Here is a 21143-nt window from a genome sequence, read left to right as displayed (position 1 = left end):
GCCGGATTTTCCGGCCGGGGATTTTTTTTGATTACCATCGTGACTTCAGCCAGGTTCCTCCTCTCCGACAACCGGCGGCGTTCTTGACGCTCCAAAAAGCCAGATGATCAAACGAGATTTCCCATTGCGTTTGAGATGACAACCGACCCAGGTTGTCTCGGTGCCGCACGTTGCCTGTTGGTCATTTCGACGAACGCGGTGAGGAGAAATCTCAAAAAATTTCCGCTGAATATCTTCAGGGATGAAATCGGCTGAATTTGAGTGGCAATCCGTTTATTTTGCCCGCGCTTGGATTCTCCCCGCCCCTTTCCCTGCTCCTACCCGTCCCAACCTTCAACGAGATGAGGGCCTGCATCACCACCTGTCGTTTTGCTGCCTTCTCTTTCGCCAGCAAGCAAGCCAATCGGCCATCGCCGGCATCCAGGCGATGCGGGTGCCATGAGGATGGGCCCAGGCAAGATGCCAATGCCGATGCTGGCCATCTTCCCACAGATCGGCGGTCCAGCCAAGCCAACCGAACTCCGGCGGTGCCGGCCCGTCCCGCAGCGGTTCCCATTGCAGCCAGAGCACGGGCCAGGGGTGTTGCGAAGCCCAGGCCTCTACGATGGATCGGAGTGCAGCCCCCTTGTCGGCCAAATAGGCGGTCAGATAGGTGTTGTAGAGTATGACGGGGGAACCGGTCAGCCGATCGACCCGATCGGCCAGAAAAGGAGGCAGGTCGACAGGCAGGTCGGCCTTGAAAAGGGAAACCGGTGATTGCGAACGGTTAACCGAATGAAGCGCCGCTATGCCGGCGCGGAGTTGACGCAGCCGTTCGGGGTGATCGCCCCAGACAAAAGCGGCCAAGGTTTGTTCTTCCACCGGTGCGTTGAGAATAAGCGGGGTGAGATCGCAGCCGATCCGTGACCGGATCGCGGGACAAACCGCCTGGAGTGGCGGCATCGGCATGCCTTCGCTGCGCACCGTGAATTGGGGAGGCACGTCGCTGCCAAGCTCCAGCAGGGTGTGCCCTTCGCTCCCGTCAATGACCCGGAAATGCCGCCGGTCCGCCACCAGATTGAGCCCGGCGCTGGCACCCAAATCCACCAGGTGCAGCGCCGGCCAACCGGTCATGCTTGCCGGCAGCAGCCAGCAGAGCCCGCGTGCGGTCTCATTGGTCTGCACCCGGGCAGTGGCGATGAATTCGGCCAAGGCCTTTTGCCTGGCCGCAACCGCTGCCCGGAGGCAAAGAGCAAGCCCGTCATCGATGAACCGGGTGCCCTGCAAGGTCGGATAATAGTGCGCCAGTTCGGCTGTCTCGGGCCGGCCGTTCAGGATATCCCGATGCAGACCTGCCAGCAGCAGCAAGGGCACATCGAACGAGGAACGGCCCGCCCCGGCCTGCACCAGCCAATCCGCCAGGGGATCGTCGCCCGGATCGGCGGCCAACCAATCCGCCACAAGACCGAACAGCCGCGAATACAGAGGTGAATATCCAGCGGAAAATTCCTGTTGCTTGCGAAAGCGCCGGCCAAGCCGAACCCGGAGATCACATGCAGACGAACCAGATGATGGCGACTGTGGCGATTGCACGAAACTTACCTCGTTCATTGAGATTTTTCCTCTCTGCGTTCGTCGCAATGACACGCTGGGCCACTGTCATCTCGAACGCAGTGAGAGATCTCATTTCTTTCAACCGCCTCCTGCAGCCATAAAAGAACAATGCCGAGTTTTCAAAAGGGAACCTGGCTGAAGTCGATGGCAATCAGAACAAGAAAAGATACTGGCGGCCGGACCAAATGCGGAGAGTCTTGTTTTCTATACCTCCAATGACGGCAGCGGCCATACAAATTTCCGGGTAGCTGCGGCTTTTTCCATACTCGGTCCTTCATCCCGTGGCATGAATTCGTTTGGGGAAGTAGAGTGCCCGGAAACCATCACGGGGCCACGCCATGGCGTTTGTCCCATGCTCTCCCCCCCTCAACGCGAGGCCCATGCTTGCCTGTTCCGCCTTGACCGGCCTTTTTCTGGCCTCGTTCCTGGCCGCCACCGTTTTACCGATGCAGTCGGAAGCGGTCCTGGTCGGGCTGCTGCTCACCGGCGACTATTCGGTTGCCGCGCTCCTGGCCGTGGCGAGTTGCGGCAATGTTCTTGGCGCGGTGTGCAACTGGTGGCTGGGCCGATGCATCGAACGGTACCGCCATTGTTCCTGGTTTCCGGTGAGCGAACACCGTCTGCACCAGGCCCGGCAGTGGTACCGGCGCTATGGCAGATGGTCGCTGCTGTTGTCCTGGGCACCGATCATCGGCGATCCCCTAACCGTAGCCGCTGGCGTGATGCGCGAGCCTCTGCCCGTCTTCATCGCGATTGCCGGCGGCGCGAAAGTCGCCCGCTATCTGGTCCTGACGGGCGCCACCCTCGGCTGGCTCTCTTAAACGTATCCGATAGATCGAACCTCAGCCAAGCTCGCTTTCCGGCAATCGGCGATGTTCTTGACGCTCCGGAAAACCGGTCGAGCAAATGAGATCTCTCACTGCGTTCGAGATGACCCTGGCCAGTGTTGTTATCCTTGTCCCGAACGTTCTTTGTTGGTCGTTTCGACGAACGTAGCGAGGAGAAATCTCAAGAAATTTCAGTAGAATAACTCTCAAGAATGCAAGCGGCAGACAGGATGGAGGCCGCACCGGTCGTTGTGCGGCCTCCATCCCTGTCGAAGCTCTATTGCGCCTGTACGGCCGGTTGCCCGACAGGAACCGGAGACGGCGCGGCCGAGGCGGCCGGTGCCGGCGTCTTGGTCCGCACCAGGGCGGAACGAACCGCTTTTTTCAATTCATCCACCTGCCAGGCATCCACCCGGAACAGCTGCCCCTGGTTGGAAACCTTGAGCACAAACGACAGGTCGGCCGGTGGCGCATCCTTGCCTGCCGGCTTTTGCGGCTGGCCGAAGACGTATTCGACGGTCTCCCCGTGGTCGAGTTCCACGCTGCACTTCAGGACCGACGTCTGCAGGCCGTATTCCGGCTTAACCTCGGTGCCGAGCAGGCCGGTGACGGTCAACCCTGCCAAACGATTGACCAGGGCGTCGCGCCGATCCTTGACCACCTCTTCATCGGGCTTGAGATCGGCTGGCTGCAGGCCTTCCTGCCCCCGTTCCAGGCGCAGACCGGGCAGTTCGATCCGCTTGATCCGCTCGGGCTTGAGCTGGAGGATCTTGGTGTCGATCCAGCTGTCGGTCTTAAGTTCAAGATCATGCGGGGACAGGGTCAGGGACTGGATTTCCGGATCGTTGTCGCCCCGGAGGTACATCTTGCGCAGGCCGGGCGAGGTGCCGAAATAGACAATGGCCTGCGCGGTCCCGTTCTTGAGCAGGTTCAGCTTGCGGACATAGCGATCCGGCGCCACCTTGAAGCGCGTGGCCGCCTCGGCGGTGGTGGCCTCGGGCCAGCCGCGCTGCATGCCGGCCAGCCGGTCGATCAAATCCTGCACCCGGGCCGAGTCCGCCGGAAACGACTCGGCCTCGGGCAACAACCACCGGTCCTTGTCTTTTTTCAGTGCCAGGTGGTGCCCCTCACCGTCTTCGAGCAATACCTCGTCGATATCGGCCGCCTTGAAGGCCAGCAGGGACTCCTTCTCGGACCGCGCCGCCCCGGTGCGGTCTATGAGGCGGGTTGCCGCCAACAGCCCGATCTGCGCCAACAGCAGGATCAAGCATCCCACGATCAGTCGTTTCATTGTCATGCCCTCCCGGCGATCAACATGAGTTCACGCCGCCGCGACCTGGACCGGATCAGCCGGTGCAGTCCCCAGACGGCCAGCAGGCCGACGGCCGCCAGACCATAGTTGAGATACTCCCACAGCATCCGCTCCTCCTTGTCCATGGGCAACAGGGTCCGGGCGAAATGGCCACGGCCCCGGATGGAGAGCAGGTCGCGGTCCTCCAGCGACCAGTCGATGCAATTGGCCACCAGTTGGAGCGGATTGAGATAGCGGCTGCCGCTGGCACCGGAGGCCAGATCGAGGCTGGTATCGGTCAAAAAGGTGTTGGATGCCATCAAGATGATCCGGGCCGAATCCGCCGAGCGTTCCAGTACCCGGCCGATCACGTCCGGCTTGGCGTGCTCCGCCTTGGCCTCCTTCCCCTTCTTGTTGGGGTCGGCTTGGGCGGCAATCGCCTGCTGTTTCTTCTCCTGTTCAGCCTGCTGGGCCGCTTCCTCAATCAGGGGCGAGGTCTTGCCCTTGAACCAGGAATCGAAGGTGCCTTCCACCATCACCCCCAGCAGTTGCCGGCCGGCGGCTTGGCCCTGGGCAAAACCGTCCTGGCCGTAGCGGTTGAAATCGGGCTGAATGTCGATGGAATCGGACAGCCAGGCCCCTTTCGAACTCTCCAGCAGCCGCACCACCTGGCGGCCCTTGTTCTTCTCGCCATCCACCTCGATCGGCGAGGCCCAGGTCATGGACAGCTGGTCGATGCCGGTGAGCAGGCCGCTGTCCCGATTCATGCCGTCACTTCTGATATCGATGAAATAGGGGTAGTTGAGTAGATGGGTTTCGCGGATGGTGTAGCCGCCCGCCTGCCGTTCCACCGGTACCGGCAAGGCGGCATTTTGCGGATCGAGCACCAGGGTCGGCTCCATTTTGATGCCGTAGCCGGCCAGCCAGTCGGCAAGTCCGCTTTTCTTGTCCTCGGCGCTGATCCGCCCCTGGAGACTCACGTCAAAGGGCGCGGTGGCCAGGACCACGGTACCACCCTGCATGAGAAACTGGTCGATGGCAAACACCTGTTTTTCCTGGAGTCGTTCCGGAGCGGCCACCACCAGGATGTCCGCCTCCGGATCCACCTGTCCGGTGCTCAAGTCGACGGGTTTGAGCCGGTGCTCCTGTTCGATGAAGCCCTGCAGCAGCTGAAAGGTATTGCTCTGGCTGGGCATGCCGAATTGACCCATGCCTGGATTGGCGGGAGGCGTGTACAGGGCCACGGTTTTGAGCATGCCCTTGGAAAAACGCTTCAGTCCGGCGGTGATCGCGGTTTTCAACGCCGTTTTGTCCAGGGACGCGGGCAAGGGTACCTGCACCTGCTGGCCGCCGCTCTCCAAGGTCATGTAGAACCAGAAGGTCTGGGGCGACAGCAGCCCGGCCATCATCGGCCGCATGCCGAATTCCTTGCCCAACCGTTCCGCCAGCTGGCCGCCGCCGGCATCGGGATCGGCGATCTCGACGGTCAGCTTATCGCCGGCCTGCTGCTTGAAATCGGCCAGGACCGCGTTCAGCGATTTTTTCAGTTCGACCAACTGCTGCGGCAGCTTGCCATCGGGCGAAATATAGCCGTGAAACGCCACCGGACCGCCGATACCGGCAAAGAGGTTACCGCCGCCCTGGTAGCTGTAGAGCACTTTCTTGATCGCCCGAGTGATGTCGTGCTCCGGATTGCGGAGCTCCACTTCCAACTTGGTGTCGCCCTCGCTCTTGACCTCGATCAGGTCCCGGAAACCGAGGGTGACGAACTCGTCGCCGTACTTGACCAGGATATCGAAATAGGAATTGGTGACCGCGGTCTGGTAGCGGGAGGCGGTTTGAAAAGGAACGGGCCGGATGCCGTATTTTTCGCCGGCCTCCTGCTCCAACTCCGGTTTTTCCTGGGGATCGACGAATTCGACCTTGACCCGGCCCTTGCCGGCCACCTCGTACTCGCGCAGCAGATCGCGCAGTTGCGGCTGCAAAGGGGCGAGAAGCGGATGGGTCTGGGCCGAGAAATAACCGCGAATCAACAGCGGTTCCTGCAACCGCGCCAGATAGGAACGGGTGGCGGGTGAAATCGAGTAGATGTGTCCCTGGGTCAAATCAGCGCGCAGCATGCCCAGCGGCGCCAGCCACAGGTTGAGCAGGAAAAAGTTGGCCACCAGCAGCCCGGTCAGCGCCCGCCAGCGGCGATGCGCGGTGTTCGCCGGATTCCCGGCCCACCGTTGCCGCTCCAGGGTGTACACGTTCAGAGACAGGAACATCCCGGTCAGACTCAGGTAATAGACCAAATCGCGCAGGTCGATCACCCCCCGTGTGATGGAGGCGAAGCGGGAACCGGCCCCGATCAGTTTGAGGATGTCCCCGGCCTGGCTGCCGAAGAAGGAGGTCAGGGTATTGGACCCCACCAGGTAGAGCACGGTGCAGACCAGGGTGGTGACGATCAGGCTGACAATCTGGCTGTTGAACTGGGCGCTGACAAAAAGACCGATGGCCAGATAGGCGCCAGCCAGGCACAGACTGGCGAGATAGCCGCCGAACACCGGCCCCCAGTCGAGCTGGCCGAGCAGGGAAACCGTAACGGGCAGGGGCAGGGTCAACAGCAGGCCGATGGCAACCAGGGCGATGCAGGCCAGGAACTTGCCGCCGACCAGGGTCGGCAGCCCCACCGGCGCGGTCAGAAGCGGCTCCAGGGTACCGGCCCGGTGCTCCTCCGACCAGACCCGCATGGTGATGGCCGCCGAAAGGAAAATCAGCAGCAGCGGCATCCACTCGAACATCGGCCGCACATCGGCGATATTGCGGCTGAAAAATGTTTCCACCCAGAAAAAGATGAACAGGGTGGCGGCAAGAAAGGTACCGAAAAAAATAAAGGCGGCGGGGGTGGCAAAAAAGACGGCCAACTCCCGACGGGCGACCTTGCGCAGGGTATTCATTGTTCCCTTCCTCCGGTCATGCTGATTTCACTGAATATTTTTTCCAAATTACGTGATTCCGGGGCAAGGCCGTACAATGGCCGGCCTTGACCGACCAGGGCGGCGGCCACCGCGGGGGCCAGATCGTGCGCGGACAGGGCGCCGGAGACGGCATAACAGCGGCTGCCGTTTTCGGCGGGCAGCGGCTCGACCGCGACCACCCCGTCCACCTGGGCCAGCAGGGATTCGGCCCCGGCCTGTCCGTCGGTGGTCACCAGCAGCCGCTGGCTGGCGCTCAATTCGTCCAGGCGGGCATCCACGACCTTGCGGCCGCGCTGGATGATGATCACCCGGTCGCACACCGCCTGCACCTCCTGGAGGATATGGGTGGAAATCAGCAAGGTCGATTCCCGCGCCAATTCCCTGATCAGGCCGCGCATGTGCTGGATCTGGGTGGGATCGAGGCCATTGGTGGGTTCGTCGAGGATGAGTATTTTCGGGCAATGCAGGATGGCCTGGGCCACGCCGACCCGTTGGCGGTAGCCGCGCGACAGGGTGGCGATCTGCTGGCCGGCCTTGTCGGTCAGAGCAGTCCGCTCCAAGGTTTCGCGCAGCAGCGGCCCCATGCGCTCGGCCCCGACCCCGTGCAGGACCGCCTGGTACTCGAGGTAGCCCGCCACGGTCATTTCCGGATACACCGGGCAGTTTTCCGGCAGATAGCCGATAAGCGACTGGATGGCCCGCCGGTTGCCGGCCATTTCCAAATCGTCGATTCGGATAGTGCCGCCGGTCGGTTCGAGAAAGCCGGTCAGCATCTTCATGATCGTGGTTTTACCGGCGCCGTTATGGCCGAGCAACCCGACGATCTCGCCGGCGCCGATGGTGAAAGAAACGTCGTCGACCGCGGTATGCGGTCCATAGGTTCGAGTCAGATGGTCGACTTGGATCATGGCGATCTCCTGTAAAACGAAAAACTGTGCGCAATGGCACCTTGAGTCAAGCGATCAGGCGGGCGGGGGTGGCGGACGATTGCCGCGACAACGGCCCGGAAACGGGCAGAGACGAGGAAGGCACCTGGCGGTGCCGAAAATGGTAGACGAGTTCATGGACATGGGCACGGGCAATCAAGTCGGCAGAGCGCGATCATTCCCTGCGGGGCAATCCGGGGCACATCATAACGCAGGGCCGCAGCTTGTCAACCGAGGCAACCGATATTTTTCTCAGGAGACGGCGCAAAACCGCAGTCGGCCGGCCCGGTTAATGGCAGCAGCGAGAAAAACGCGGTGCAAGCAAAATTGACGGCAACTTCGCTTGCATAAGCACGGCAGGCCAGCCAGCGGCGGTAGCTCCGTTCCGGGAAAATCTTGAACGTCGCCCGCTCGGACACATATTCGTGCAAGGCAGGCAAGCGAGCCGGCCAGCAATCATTTTGTCCCATAGATCACTTTTTTATTGCCCCGGGCAGGCGCGATGAATATCGTCCTCATCCTTATCGTTCATGCTTTTTCCGGATCGCTTCGGCCGGAGAGGCCGCCCTCTGGGCACCACCGCATTGACGGCCAGCATTTCGGGAGGAACATGGAGCTCATCCGGCACATGGTCGAATTGACCGTCAACATCAACCAGCATCTCACCGTCCTCGTGCAGCACCACGGCGTGCTTATCTACGGTCTGATCGCCCTGATCATTTTTTGCGAGGTCGGACTGGTGGTGGCCCCTTTCCTACCCGGCGATTCGATGTTGTTCGCCATCGGCACGCTCTGCGCCAGCGACGCCATGGACCTGGAAATCGTGCTGGTCCTTTTTCCCCTCGCCGCCATTCTGGGCGACAATTTCAACCGGTTGATGGGCTGCTGGTTCGGCCACAAGGCCTTCGCCGGCAGGCATGGATACTTCTTCAATCAGGGGAATCTGGACCGGGCACATCACTTTTTCGAGAAGTACGGGACCAAGGCGGTCACCTTGTGCCGCTTCGTCCCCTTTCTCCGCACCTATGTCCCTTTTGTGGCCGGCATGGCCGAAATGCGGCTGCGGGTGTTTTTTCCCTACAGTGTTCTGGGGGGAACCGGATGGGTGGCCATCTGCGTTCTTGCCGGCTACTTCTTCGGCAATCTCGACGTGCTCGATCGCTTGGCTTGCCTGCAGTGACCCTGCGGCTCTCCGGCAAGGTCTAGAGCATACCGCCAGGGAACATGCCGCCTCGTTCCTGGCCGCAGGTCATGCCGGAAGGCGAATGGGGCTGGTAGACTTCGATGACGCCCGGTTCGGGCATGCGGACGATATTGACAATGTTGCGGGAATACCAAAAACCCGCCCGTTGTCCGTCGGGGGTGAGGATGACCCCGCCGCGAAATTCGCAGTCGGGGGGATAATGATCGGTCCGGAACCACTGAAGCCACTCGTTCAGTTTGGACGCGGTCAAGTCAATCTGGGCCCAAACCCTGGTCCGCAAAGTAAATCGGCGGTCAATGGCGATGATGGAATCCGGGGCTCCGGACGAACCGAGGTAGTAGTAGGTGTGGTCCGGGAGCACGGTGCCGGATTCGAACATATCTTGGACGCTCGAATCCATGTCCCATTGTCCGGCCGGCTGTCTGTCGGCGCAGCCGGTAAGAACAACGGCAACGATGGCAAGGAGCAACGGCCGGAAGGGGATGAACATCCGCGTCATGTGCATGGCAGAGGTGGGCAGCAGAAAAGGACAGGACAGCCGGACAGCCCGGCTGCGCCTGCCTAGGAGTTGTTTACCGCGGATTCGGCAAGGATTTCCAGCTTCACAAGGGCTTTTCCGGTCCTGTGCATCCCGACCTGCGCGGCCGCCGCGGCCGAGAGGTCGATGATGCGGCCGGCATGCCAGGGGCCGCGATCATTGATCACCACATCGACCGATTGCTGGTTCCGGACATTGGTGACCCGCACTTTCGTGCCGAGGGGCAGGGTTCGGTGGGCCGCGGTCAATTGTTTCTGGCTGAACCGTTGCCCACTGGCGGTCTTGCGGCCGTTCAGGCGGTCGGAATAAACGACGGCCACACCATTCAGGCTTGAACCTGACTTGTGCGATTGAACGACTGCGCGGGATTTTTTGGCGATTTTTTTGGCCGGAGAGGCGATTTTCGGAGAGGCGTGCGATGTCTTGGGCGCCGTGGTTGCCGCCACGGAATTACGTACATGTCCAAGGGAAAATTCGAGCATCGCCAAGCCGATTACTGCAAAAAAAACGAGCTTGGTGGTCCGCATAAGTTTTCTCTCAAGTTGAAGTCAAACAATGGCTCTCGCTATCAAGACGTGAGAAAATAACAGAAATTCGATATATTGCAAGGCAAACCTGTTTTATCCCCTTGCGTGGATTTCCGAACTCACTGAAAATTCAAGGTATTTTTTTTACTTTTTTGAGGCAGTGCCCTTATCCCGGTTGCAGATCGTCCGCACGGCCCGGCAATGCCCGAAAAAAATGTAAAAAAAGACATTACCGAAGAAATGCCACCCGACTTTTCATAAAGTTATTATCTAAAATAATTATATTTTTCGTAAAATTTCATCTTGGGAGGACATGATTGCCCCTGGCAAGCGAACGCGATTTTGTGGTGGTTCGCGCCGGCCAGGCAGCGAACAGCCCGGTGAAGAGCTTTTTCCTCGGTCGTGACAAAAAAACATTTTTTGCGGCCAAGGCCTAGCCGATGCCTTGCCCGTCTTACATCTTGCTGATTTATTGGATGTAATTTATCTTAGTACTTTTTATCGTCGGCGAGCCATGCCCTCTGCCCTCCAGCTTGCGGACCGTGTTGGCCATCGCACTGAATCGAAGATTTTTTTCACCTTGTTACAGTTATGCCGAAAAATACAATTGCATATTTAATCGTTCTGATATTGCTTGCAAGTCCTGTTATCTGTTTCTCCAAGCAAGAATTTTACGTGTACAGGTCTCCGGACCCGAATGAAATCAATAAACCAAACAAACAACCCTATCAGAAAAGCACACCAAAAAATATAGAGAGCAAGAAATCCCAGTACAAGAAAAATACCTCCGCAAAATTACAATGCAACTCCTCCGAGCAAGAAATGCATCTGGCAAAATCTGGCGATGAAAATGCTCAATTCACGGTTGGATTGAATATGTATCGCGGAAAAGAGGCGGGATGCGACAAAAAAGAAGGGATTTATTTATTGGTGAGCGCGGCAAAAAAAGGAAAATACTCGAACGAATCCTTGAACATCATAGGGTATGAATACTTCAAAGGTGATAACATCCCTAAAAATCATGCAGAATCGAGAAAATGGTTCAAAGTAGCCGCTGACAGCGGCAACGCGCGGGCTCAGAACGATCTCGCCTATTTATTCTTCCATGGCTTGGGAGGCGCGGTGGATTACCAGGCCGCATTTGCCCTGTATCAACAATCCGCCTTACATGGACATCAATTGGCGCAGGCCAATCTTGGAACCATGTATGCCAATGGTCTAGGTACAGAAAAGAGCAAGGAAAAAGGGTATGCCTGGTACGAGATCGCCGCTCTTAACGGCAACGAGCCAGCCCTGCGCGATAAAAAAATACTGTCATCGGAGATGACCACCGATGAAATCAATGCCGCTCAACGTCTTTCCGCAGAACTTTTCAAGACGATCGAACAAGCAAATCTCCCCGATCGAGCAAGCGAAAACAAATAGAACGCACTGCCGTACCGAATAGATTGCCCCTGGGCCATAGGGCCTCCCTGCGCCGGCGGCAGCAGCGAGGCCCGGTCCCGGAGTTCGCGTCACCATCTCTGCGAAAGCGCAGCCAATCGAGCGATCACGAACACTTCGAGTAGCCGCAGTCCCGGCAAACCTCGCACCCTTCCTCGAACACCAATTTGCCCTGGCATTCGGGACAGATCGAGGCGAACCCGTGCTGGGTGGCGGCCATGAACGATTTCAGCAGCTTGCCCAGCTGGGCCGGAAGATCGAGCATGTGGCCGGAAGAGCGGTCCAATTGCTTGATGATTTCGTCCATGGGAATCTGATAGCGCAGGGCCAGGGACACCAGACGGCAGGTGGTGGTCCACATGGTGGACTTGTCCTTGAGATCCACCCGGTTGTCGAAGGGGAACTTGGCGAACACCTCCATCGGTTTTTCGTCTTCGTCGAAGCAGACGATCAAATAGATGGTTTCCTGGTTGATGTCCTTGAGCCGGTAGCGCTTGGCGCTGAGTTCGTCGGGCAGGGTGGCCTTGCGCACCAGCCCCTCGGCGGAGGCCAGGGCGGTTTTGTCCGGGCTGGAGGCCACGGTGTTGAGCACCTGGTGGTCGCGGGAGCCGTCGCGGTAGACGGTCAAGCCCTTGCAGCCCAGGTCGAAGCCGAGCATGTAGGAAGTGCGCACGTCGTCCTGGGTGGCCGAGGCGGGCAGGTTGATGGTTTTGGAGATCGAGGAATCGACCCCGTTTTTCTGGAGCGTGCCCTGCATACAAATGTGCTGTTCCGGGCTGATATCCTGGGCGGTGCGGAAAATCTCCTGCCATTGGGCCGGGATCTCGGCATGGCCGATGACCGTGCCGCTGGTGGCCACCTTTTCCATCAACTCGGAGGAATAAAAGCCCTCGGCCCTGGCCACCCGTTCAAACAGCTTGTTGACCATCAACAGCCGGTCGCCGTCCATGACGTTCTTGATCATGACGATGGAGAAATAGGGCTCGCATCCCGAGGCGCAGTCGGCGATCATCGACACCGTGCCGGTGGGTTGGATCGAGGTGAGGGCGGCGTTGCGGCGGGCCGGGTATTCGTTGATCTCCGGGTCGTAGGCCGGGAACGGGCTCTTCAACGCCGCCAATTCGACCGAGGCGGCCTCGGCCTCCCGGCGGATAAAGGCCATCACCTCGGCCGAGGCCTGGCGCCCTTCCTCGCTGCCGTAGGACAATCCCAGTTGGATGAGCATGTCGTGCAAGCCCATGATTCCCAAGCCGACCTTGCGGGTCTTCTGCGTCATCGAGGCGATTTCCGGGATGGGAAAACGGTTGCAGTCGATGACGTTGTCGAGGAAGCGGACCGCCAGCCGGGTGGTGTCACCCAGGCGCTGCCAGTCGACCCCTCCCTCCCGCACGTACTGGGCCAGGTTGATCGAGCCCAGGTTGCAGGATTCGTACGGCAGCAGCCACTGCTCGCCGCAGGGGTTGGTGGCCTCGAACTTGCCGAGTTGCGGGGTGGCGTTGTCGCGGTTGGCGGCATCGATGAAGAGCACGCCGGGCTCGCCGTTGTGCCAGGCCAGGTCGACGATCTTGTCAAAAACCTCGCGGGCGCGCAAGGTGTCGACGATCTTGCCGTTGGAGGGATCGATCAGATCGTATTCGAGGTCGTTCTTGACCGCGTCCATGAACAGGTCGGTGATGGCGACGCTGAAATTGAAGTTGGTGTAGCGGGTCTGGTCCTGCTTGGCAACGATAAATTCCTGAATATCGGGGTGATCGACCCGCAGCACGCCCATGTTGGCGCCGCGCCGCTTGCCGCCCTGCTTAATGGTTTCGGTGGCGGCGTCGAACACCGCGGCGAAGCTCAAGGGGCCCGAAGCCACGCCCTGGGTGGAACGGACCGCCGAATTCTTGGGCCGCACCCGGGAAAAGGAATATCCGGTGCCGCCGCCGGTCTTATGCACTAGGGCGCCGTTGCGGATGGAGGTGAAGATGCCGTCCATCGAGTCTTCCACCGGCAGGACGAAACAGGCCGACAATTGGCCGAGATCGGTGCCGGCGTTCATCAGGCAGGGCGAATTGGGAAGGAAATCGAGGTAGTAGATCATGGTGAAGAAGCGGTCGGCCAGCCCTTCGTAATCGGGCTGGTCGCTGTCGACCAGGGCCACCGCATTCGCCACCCGGTGGCAGAGCGTTTCCCAATTTTCAAGCGGCTTGCCGGTCGCATCCTTCAGGTAGTAGCGTCGTTCAAGCACGGTTTCCGCGGTATCGGTCAGTTGTTGCCGGGGTATGCTCTTGGTCATGGTGGCCTCTTCCTCCTCAATTCTTCTTGTCTCGTCTTCTGTCTCCCGACGGCGAAGGCCAGGGGCTCCCCCACGTCGTCCGGCACATTATCACAACATATAGCGCTTATCAAGCACAATAAAGCCCATATGTAGTGTTTGTGAAAATGTCACGTTTTCAACGAGATCACATGAAAATCAAAGTCCGGGCCCGGTATTTTACCGCTGCCGGCCCCACCCCCATCCCTGGTGCACGCCGGACGGCCACGGGCTGAAGATGGGCGGCAACACACCGATGCGGTGAGAAAAAGTCCCGTCCTTCTTGCCGCTTGCGCATTCTCGATGCGATCAGTATAGTGGGAAACGCTTTTTCCGGGCATATCGCCAGGTGCGCCGCCGGGGAACCTGCACCCCAAACGGCTCCGACCGGCCACATCGTCAACTCATTCCATTCACGCCAAGGACACCGTGACCCCATGCTGAAAAAAATCGCCTTTTGCGCCGCCCTGCTGCTGCCGCTGGCCGTTCAGGCCCAGGAAGCCAAGAAAATCAATAATGCCGAAGACCTCAACTGGTCGGTCCAGGCTTCCTGGCCCGTTCCGGCCAAGCCGATCGATATCGCCCAATCCCTGGACAACAAGAAGGTGTTCATCCTGACCGCCGACGCGAAAGTCTATATCTTCACCCCCGACGGCACCCAACTGGGCGTGCTGCCGGTCGATCCCCATGTCAGTGCCATCGACATCGCCGCCCGGGGCGAAACCCTGTACCTGGTGAACGGCAAGGCCAATACCTACAGCGCGATCGACATCAGCTTCAGCCAGAAGATCGACATCGTCGGCGCGCCGGTGCGGGGCAAGGTGGACGCCCCGGTCACCCTGGTGCTGTTCTCCGACTTCGAGTGCCCCTGGTGCGGCAAGCTCGAACCGGTGCTGGCCGAACTGCTGGCCAAAAATCCGGACAAGCTGCGCATCGTCTTCAAGCACATGCCGCTGCCCATGCATTCCTTTGCCGAACCGGCGGCCCTGGCCGCGATTGCCGCCCAGAAACAGGGAAAATTCTGGGAAATGCACGACGCCCTGTTCCAGACCACCAACTGGACGCCGAACACCATCGACGAAACCGCAGTACGGATCGGCCTCAACATGGATAAATTCCGTGCCGATCTGGTCAGCCCGGAAGTACAGGCGCAGCTGGCCAAGGACCGGAGCGATGCCATGGCCGCCGATGTCAACGCCACGCCCTCGATTTTCATCAACAGCAAGCCGGCGAAAGACCGCTCGCTACAAAATCTCCAGAAAATGGTCAACGAGGCCCTGGGATCAGCCGGCGGAGCCAAGTAAGGTGAAGGCCTCCGCCGCCCTCAACGCCGAGACCTCGCGGGAGCTCGATTTCGCCGACAACCACATCGTCCAGCAGCTGTTCGGCGAGTTGAACCGCAACCTGCTGACCATCGAGCAGGCCACCGGCGTGACGATCAACGCCCGCGGCAACGGCCTGCGGATCAGCGGCCGGACGCATGCCGTGGAGCTGGCGGCCTCCACCCTGCAGCAGATGTACGGTCTGCTGCTCAAGGGGTATCCGGTGTTCAGCCAAGACATCGCCTTCGGGGTCAAGATCCTGGAATCCTCTCCCCAGGCCCGGCTGGAGGAGATCTTTCTCGACAAGGTCTGCATCACCTCGCGCAAGCGGGTGATTTCGCCCAAATCGGTCAACCAGAAGCTCTATATCGAGGCGATTCGGGAAAACGACATCGTCTTCGGCATCGGTCCGGCCGGCACCGGCAAGACCTATCTGGCCGTGGCCATGGCGGTTTCGGCGCTGGCGCGGGAGCAGGTGGCCAAGATCATCCTGACCCGCCCGGCAGTGGAGGCCGGCGAAAAACTCGGCTTTCTGCCTGGCGACATGGCCCAGAAGGTCGATCCGTATCTGCGGCCGCTCACCGACGCCATCAACGACATGATGGGCCAGGAGCGCACCCAGGAGCTGACCGAGCGCGGGGTGATCGAGGTCGCGCCCCTGGCCTTCATGCGCGGCCGCACGCTGAACAACGCCTTCATCATTCTCGACGAGGCCCAGAACACTACCCGAGAGCAGATGAAGATGTTCCTCACCCGCATCGGCTTCGACTCCCAGGCGGTGATCACCGGCGACGTCACCCAGATCGACCTGCCGGGCACGCAGAAATCCGGCCTGATCCAGGCCGAAAAGATCCTCACCGGGATCAAGGGCATAGCCTTCCGCCACTTTTCCAAGGCCGACGTGGTCCGCCATCCCCTGGTCCAGGAGATCATCCAGGCCTACGAGCAGCAGGACGCCGTCCGGCGCCGGCGCACGCCAAGCGAGGCCTGAGATGCCGGTCCACTGCACCTATTCCCCGGTGGTCGCCCCCCTGCCGCTCAACCGCCGCCTGATCCGCCAGCGTTGCGACATGCTGCTGCACCTGCTGGAGCTGGACCGGGCCGAGGTCAGCGTAGTCTTTCTCGACGATGCGGAAATGGCGGCCTACAACGAGCGATACCGCCAAAAGAAGGGGCCTACCAATGTCCTCTCCTTCCCGGCCACCGGCGGCGACGACGGCTTTGTCGTGCCGGAAAACGAACTGGGGGACGTGCTGATCTCGGTCGACACCGCCCGGCGCGAGGCGGCCGAACAGCGCAAGAGCCTGCACAGCCGGCTGACCGAGTTGATCATCCACGGCGTGCTTCATCTCGCGGGCTACGATCACGAGCGTTCGGAAGCCGAAGCCGTGCGCATGTGGGAAGAGGAAAAAGTACTGTTCCAGCAATTACAGCAACCAAGGAGTGCTGCCATGCCCTTTCTCGCCATCAATGTCGACCATGTGGCCACCGTCCGCCAGGCGCGGGGCGGCAACGAACCGGACCCGGTGCTGGCCGCCTCGCTCTGCGAGCTGGCCGGAGCCGATGGGATCGTCGTCCATCTTCGCGAGGACCGGCGTCATATCCAGGACAGGGACGTACGGCTTTTGCGACAGACAATCAAGACCCGGCTTAACCTGGAGATGGCCAATGTGCCCGAGATTGTCGATATCGCGCTGGAAGTGCTGCCGGACATGATCACCCTGGTGCCGGAAAAACGCAAGGAACTGACCACCGAGGGCGGGCTCGACGTGCTGGCCAATGCCAAGAAAGTGGGCAAGACCATTGCCAAGATGGGCAAGGCCGGTATTCCGGTTTCGCTTTTCATCGATCCGGACGCGGCCCAGGTGCAGGCGGCGCTCGATGCCGGCGCCACCTATGTCGAGTTGCACACCGGCCGCTACTGCGAGGCCCGGAGCATGGAAGAGCAAGAGCGGGAGTTCAACCTGATCGAACAGACGGCCGAACTGGCCTACGAATCCGGGCTGCGGGTGAATGCCGGCCACGGCCTCGACTACCGCAACGTCCATCCCATTGCCGCCCTGCCCTTCATCGACGAGTTGAGCATCGGCCACGCGGTGGTCAGCCGGGCGGTGCTGGTGGGGCTGGAGAATGCCGTGCGGGAAATGCTGGCCATCGTCCGGGCGGTCTGAACGCCGAAAAACGGCACGGCAACTGGCGGCATGAGCTTCTGCGAGGGCTGAAGCCCCCTCCCGTGGGGCTGGGATCACATCTCCTTGGACAGGCCGAGGATCTGTTCGGTGGCGCCGAGCACAATGAGGATGTCGCCGACCCGGATCACCGAACTCGGCTTGGGATTGAACAGCATGGTGTCGTCTTCATGCTTGATCGCCACCACGATCACGTCATATTTCTTGCGAATCTCCGACTCGATCAGGTTTTTGTCAACCAGGCGGGAATCTGGACCGACCCGCAACTCATCCATCATCAGTTCGAGTTCGCCGGCCCGCATGGTCAGGTCGATGAAGTCGCTCACCGTTGGCCGGACGATAAGATGGGCCATGCGGCGGGCGCCGATCGAATACGGCGAGATCACCTTGGTGGCGCCGGCCCGTTTGAGCTTGGTCTGGACCCCCTTGCCGCCGCTGGAACGCGCCATGATGAAGAGGGCGGGATTCAGGCCGCGGGCGGTCAAGGTGATGTAGAGGTTGTCGGCGTCGGAGGCGACCGCGGTCACCAGCCCCTTGGCCCGGTCGATGCCGGCGGCTTCCAGGATTTCGTCGTCCGCCGCCTCCCCTTGCAGCCACAAATAGCCCATTTCCCCCAGGATCTTGATTTCTTCCACGTCCTTTTCTATGACCAGGAAGGGACGGCGGTGATCCTGGAGAATCCTGCAGATGTCCTTGCCGATCCGGCCGAAGCCGCAGATGATGTAATGATCCCGCAACCGAGCGATTTCCTTGTTCATCTTTCTCCTCTTGAACAGGCCCTGCAACTCGCCCTTGACCATTGTCTCCGTAATCTTGGAGAAAATGTAAAAGACGAAGCTGACACTGGTGAGCACCAGAAATATGGTGAAAATTCGGCCCGATAAATGGACGGGGACAAAATCCCCGTACCCCACGGTGAACACGGTGATGATGGTCAGGTAGAGCCCTGTCCAAAAATCCATGCTTTCCAGGTACATGTAGCCAGCGGTGCCGAACAGGACCAGCGAGATGAAGGTCGCCGCGATGAAGAGGATTTTTCGTAGACTTTCCGTTGGTTGCATCATTGGGGGCACCTTGACCGAGATTGTGCCGCACCATAGCACACCCGTGATCCGGAATCCACAGTAACCTACCGGAACTTCAGTGGCTTCGCCCAAATGGAATTTGACAAAGAAGGGGCAGGAGTGTATAAAAACGCCACCCTGCCCGGATGGCGGAACTGGTAGACGCAAGGGACTTAAAATCCCTCGGCCTTTGGCTGTACGAGTTCGATTCTCGTTCCGGGTACCAAAAGAAAACAAGGGCTAACATCTTGAAAATAGAGAGATGTTAGCCCTTTTATTTTCTCATCCCCTCCCCTCCTTTACAAATTCCTTTTGCTTTCTCGTGCTCTCTTTTGCTATATTTTGACGAAAGAAGTGGAACAAAAATGGAACAAAAACGAGGGTGGCAAAATGGCTAGAATCCTCACAAGAAAAGGGAAAAAGAAAACGACATACACCATTACTGTTCGCGTCAAAGGATACGAGTCGATAAGCAGGACATTCGACACAAAAGGAGAAGCACGTACCTGGGCGGCAGAAATGGAAGCGGAGATGAAAAACCAACGGTTCAAAGATCCGCGCCGTGCTCATCGTACGCTAGACGAGGCCTTTGACCGCTATCTGGAAACAGTTACTTCCCAAAAAGCCCTGACAACACAGGAACGGGAAAGAAGAATAGCAAAACTTTTGAAAGAAAAACTTGGCAGGAACACGTTATTGCCCGATATCACACCATCCGTTGTCGCAAAATATCGGGACCAACGTTTAAAATCAGTATCTGCGTATGCGGTGCGTTTGGAACTGGCTCTTCTTTCTCATCTTTTCATCAAAGCCTGCAAAGAATGGGAATTACCTGTTGAAAATCCTGTCAAATCCATTGAGCGCCCAAAGGTTCCGAAAGGGAGGATTTTCTTTCTCAAAGAAGATGAGGCTGTGCGTTTGCTCAAAGAATGCAAGGCTAGTCGCAACAAAAGGCTGTATCCTTACGTGTTGATTCTGCTCCACACGGCGATGCGCCCAAGTGAAGCTGCCGGGTTGAAATGGCACCAGATTGATTTCGATAGACGCTCCCTGACCCTCTATATTACGAAAAATGAACCAAGAACCGTCCCTTTAACAAAAACTGTTATTACAGCCCTTGAAGATCTGAAAAAAACTGCCTTTGACAATGAATTCGTCTTTCTCAAAGGAGAAGGAAAAAGCCAGCACGCCCAAAACATTCCATCTTCAAGGTTCAGGCCTTCATTTGACAGAGCCAGGGAACGTGCAAAATTGCCACTCTTGCACATGCATGACCTTCGCCATACTGCCGCTAGCCACATGCTCATGGCAGGCACCGATATCAGAACCTTGGCAGCAATACTCGGACATAGCACCTTACAGATGGTTTTACGCTACACCCACCTTCTCGACGAACATAAATTGAAAGCTGTTGACCGAATCAATTCTCTGGGCATTGAATAACATCAACAAGCTTCGAACCAGGTTTAAATTTCACTGCCCTTTTAGCTGGAATAGCAATCTTTTCTCCCGATTGCGGATTACGTCCTTCACGGGCAGCTCGCTCAGCCGTGGAGAAGGTACCAAATCCGGCCAGTGTGACCTTGTCTCCGCTCTTCATCGCCTCTGCGATGGCTGAAAAGACGCTGTTTACCACCTGCTCGGCGGCTGACTTACTCAAGTCGCTTTCCTTGGCGACCTTGTCGATCAACTCCGTTTTGTTCATAGCTGCTCCTTTGGAAGAGAAATCCCGCAAATTCTTGTCATAGCTTGCGAAATAGCAGACCTTGCCCACCAAGGCAAGGTGCAATTGCCTTGGTGGGTCATGACTCGGCCGAAACCGCCCCCTCTGCGTCACGCGAAGCCTCTTCGCTCTTCTCCTGAGCTTTGAGTAACTCCAGATAGTCTTTGATTTCATTGGGGGCATAGTAGCGGAAATTGACCCTTCGGCTGAGCCGTGCGGTGAAATCAGAAAAGGCCATGACGATCTCCCGCCCTTCTTCCATCAAAGCAGCCCCTTCTTCATAGGTGATGCCACCCATCTCTCCCAACCGGCCCTTGAAATTGGCATAGGCCATGTCAAACTGCCGCAGGATACTGAACATGGTCGAACCAATCGGCGAGTTGACCCGCATGACCCGGGAGCCTTTTTCCTTCACCAGATTGATTTTCCTCTCCTCAATCTCCTGCCAAGAGGGACGTTGTTTCTTCTCTTCGCGTTCCATGGTTGAACCTCCGTTGGTTGTTAAGCAGAAATACGTTGTATGTTGCGCTTGATCCGGTGGCGATGCCAGCAGTCAAGCAGATAGACCGATCCGTAAGGAAACACCGCCGCCAACACCATGAGCAGACTGCTCTTGGTGGCCAGCGGCACCAGGTGCGGCTTGATGGCAAAGAAGCCGTGGTAGATTTCGTGTGCCTTTACGCCGAATTGGCTGGCCAGCCGGCCGATGTTCTCCGGGGTGCTCAAGCGGAAGAGCACCAGATAGATGACATAGACCAGAAAGGCCTTGAGCAGCAGGGAGAGCGCCCGGCCGGAGAGCAGGGAGTTGACCGCTTTGCGGGTGATGTTGCCGACAAAGTAGCGGCTGATATAGCTGCACATGAGGGTATTGATGATTAGGGGCAGATAAGGAATGCAGCCAAAAAGCAGATGGCTGAACCAGTCGAGATGGAGAAAGACAAAAGGGAAGAGGTAGAAGTGGAACACCGGGAACAGCAGCACCAGGGCAATGCCCTCGTTGAAGCCGCTCTTCAAACCGATCTTGAAGAAATCAATGGTCCGCTCCAGGGTAAGGAATTCGGCTGGAATGTTCTGCCCCTTGCTCTCAATCACATAGAACTGTTCCGCCTCAGCTGGAAAAGGACAATCGAGCCGTTTGCAGTAAGGACTCCGAAGGAGCCGCTTTGTCTCGAGAGAGCATCGGGGTTGCCGATGGTGCCCGAAACCGTTTTGTCTTCCTCAGTTTCCGTGCCTCTTCCAG

General features: G+C 58.6%; 19 protein-coding genes and 1 tRNA gene. 8 read left to right on the top strand and 12 right to left on the bottom strand.

Going from position 1 to position 21143, the window contains the following annotated elements:
* Nucleotides 1-354: 354 nt before the first annotated feature.
* Nucleotides 355-1590: a DUF2332 domain-containing protein gene (locus tag RMR13_RS11905; protein ID WP_310600846.1), complete on the bottom strand. Its 1236-nt coding sequence runs from the start codon at nt 1588-1590 to the stop codon at nt 355-357.
* 383 nt (nt 1591-1973) lie between these two features.
* Between RMR13_RS11905 and RMR13_RS11900 the strand changes: the two genes are divergently transcribed.
* Nucleotides 1974-2414 carry a YqaA family protein gene (locus tag RMR13_RS11900; RefSeq protein ID WP_310600845.1) on the top strand — a complete coding sequence of 147 codons (441 nt, stop codon included), beginning with the start codon at nt 1974-1976 and terminating at the stop codon, nt 2412-2414.
* Nucleotides 2415-2697: 283 nt separating this feature from the next.
* On the opposite strand, the gene RMR13_RS11895 is transcribed toward RMR13_RS11900, so the two are convergent.
* The 4 genes from RMR13_RS11895 to RMR13_RS11880 form a co-directional block, all read right to left on the bottom strand.
* Entirely contained in the window at nt 2698-3711 is a 1014-nt protein-coding gene (locus RMR13_RS11895) for a DUF4340 domain-containing protein (protein WP_310600844.1), read from the bottom strand.
* 2 nt (nt 3712-3713) lie between these two features.
* Nucleotides 3714-6650 carry a Gldg family protein gene (locus RMR13_RS11890; protein ID WP_310600843.1) on the bottom strand — a complete coding sequence of 979 codons (2937 nt, stop codon included), beginning with the start codon at nt 6648-6650 and terminating at the stop codon, nt 3714-3716.
* Nucleotides 6647-7579 (bottom strand): ATP-binding cassette domain-containing protein, encoded by a 933-nt coding sequence (locus tag RMR13_RS11885; RefSeq protein WP_310600842.1) that lies wholly within the window; start codon nt 7577-7579, stop codon nt 6647-6649. Before RMR13_RS11885 ends, RMR13_RS11890 begins: the two co-directional genes overlap by 4 nt.
* 245 nt (nt 7580-7824) lie before the next feature.
* The gene (locus tag RMR13_RS11880) at nt 7825-8067 is read right to left on the bottom strand and encodes a hypothetical protein (protein ID WP_310600841.1); all 243 of its coding nucleotides are present in this window, start codon (nt 8065-8067) and stop codon (nt 7825-7827) included.
* Between the two features lie 140 nt (nt 8068-8207).
* On the opposite strand from RMR13_RS11880, the gene RMR13_RS11875 reads away from it, so the two are divergent.
* Nucleotides 8208-8777 carry a VTT domain-containing protein gene (locus RMR13_RS11875; RefSeq protein ID WP_310600840.1) on the top strand — a complete coding sequence of 190 codons (570 nt, stop codon included), beginning with the start codon at nt 8208-8210 and terminating at the stop codon, nt 8775-8777.
* Between the two features lie 22 nt (nt 8778-8799).
* On the opposite strand, the gene RMR13_RS11870 is transcribed toward RMR13_RS11875, so the two are convergent.
* A complete protein-coding gene (locus RMR13_RS11870; protein ID WP_310600839.1) occupies nt 8800-9306 on the bottom strand; it encodes a hypothetical protein in 507 nt (168 codons plus the stop codon).
* A 56-nt stretch (nt 9307-9362) separates the two neighbouring features.
* Nucleotides 9363-9866, bottom strand: coding sequence for a septal ring lytic transglycosylase RlpA family protein (locus tag RMR13_RS11865; protein ID WP_310600838.1), 504 nt, complete (start codon nt 9864-9866; stop codon nt 9363-9365).
* A 591-nt stretch (nt 9867-10457) separates the two neighbouring features.
* Between RMR13_RS11865 and RMR13_RS11860 the strand changes: the two genes are divergently transcribed.
* Entirely contained in the window at nt 10458-11291 is an 834-nt protein-coding gene (locus RMR13_RS11860) for a tetratricopeptide repeat protein (protein ID WP_310600837.1), read from the top strand.
* 124 nt (nt 11292-11415) lie between these two features.
* Here the strand turns inward: RMR13_RS11860 and RMR13_RS11855 are convergent, their stop codons facing one another.
* Entirely contained in the window at nt 11416-13587 is a 2172-nt protein-coding gene (locus tag RMR13_RS11855; RefSeq protein WP_310600836.1) for an adenosylcobalamin-dependent ribonucleoside-diphosphate reductase, read from the bottom strand.
* A gap of 455 nt (nt 13588-14042) precedes the next feature.
* Here RMR13_RS11855 and RMR13_RS11850 point away from each other — a divergent pair, with 455 nt between their 5' ends.
* From RMR13_RS11850 to RMR13_RS11840, 3 genes are read left to right on the top strand one after another with little or no spacing between them, the layout of a single operon-like run.
* Nucleotides 14043-14909: a thioredoxin domain-containing protein gene (locus RMR13_RS11850; RefSeq protein WP_310600835.1), complete on the top strand. Its 867-nt coding sequence runs from the start codon at nt 14043-14045 to the stop codon at nt 14907-14909.
* Nucleotide 14910: 1 nt separating this feature from the next.
* Nucleotides 14911-15918, top strand: a complete 1008-nt coding sequence (locus tag RMR13_RS11845; RefSeq protein ID WP_310600834.1) for a PhoH family protein — start codon at nt 14911-14913, stop codon at nt 15916-15918.
* Between the two features lies 1 nt (nt 15919).
* Nucleotides 15920-17098, top strand: a complete 1179-nt coding sequence (locus RMR13_RS11840) for a pyridoxine 5'-phosphate synthase (protein ID WP_310600833.1) — start codon at nt 15920-15922, stop codon at nt 17096-17098.
* Between the two features lie 74 nt (nt 17099-17172).
* On the opposite strand, the gene RMR13_RS11835 is transcribed toward RMR13_RS11840, so the two are convergent.
* Nucleotides 17173-18180, bottom strand: a complete 1008-nt coding sequence (locus RMR13_RS11835; RefSeq protein WP_310600832.1) for an NAD-binding protein — start codon at nt 18178-18180, stop codon at nt 17173-17175.
* Nucleotides 18181-18320: 140 nt separating this feature from the next.
* Between RMR13_RS11835 and RMR13_RS11830 the strand changes: the two genes are divergently transcribed.
* Together RMR13_RS11830 and RMR13_RS11825 are read left to right on the top strand one after the other, a co-directional pair.
* Nucleotides 18321-18406, top strand: a tRNA-Leu gene (locus tag RMR13_RS11830).
* Between the two features lie 128 nt (nt 18407-18534).
* On the top strand, nt 18535-19623 hold the full coding sequence (locus RMR13_RS11825) for a site-specific integrase (RefSeq protein ID WP_310600831.1): 1089 nt from the start codon (nt 18535-18537) through the stop codon (nt 19621-19623).
* Here the strand turns inward: RMR13_RS11825 and RMR13_RS11820 are convergent.
* From RMR13_RS11820 to RMR13_RS11810, 3 genes are all read right to left on the bottom strand, one after another.
* Nucleotides 19601-19885 (bottom strand): HU family DNA-binding protein, encoded by a 285-nt coding sequence (locus tag RMR13_RS11820; protein ID WP_310600830.1) that lies wholly within the window; start codon nt 19883-19885, stop codon nt 19601-19603. The genes RMR13_RS11825 and RMR13_RS11820 overlap by 23 nt on opposite strands.
* A 97-nt stretch (nt 19886-19982) precedes the next feature.
* A complete protein-coding gene (locus RMR13_RS11815) occupies nt 19983-20384 on the bottom strand; it encodes a recombinase (protein ID WP_310600829.1) in 402 nt (133 codons plus the stop codon).
* Nucleotides 20385-20404: 20 nt separating this feature from the next.
* Nucleotides 20405-20995, bottom strand: coding sequence for a hypothetical protein (locus tag RMR13_RS11810; RefSeq protein WP_310600828.1), 591 nt, complete (start codon nt 20993-20995; stop codon nt 20405-20407).
* Nucleotides 20996-21143 lie beyond the last annotated feature (148 nt).

This window comes from Desulfobulbus sp., from assembly GCF_031547805.1.
Taxonomy (GTDB): domain Bacteria; phylum Desulfobacterota; class Desulfobulbia; order Desulfobulbales; family Desulfobulbaceae; genus Desulfobulbus.
The sequence above is the reverse complement of the archived record's forward strand: the minus strand, read 5'-3'. Positions and strand labels throughout refer to the sequence as shown.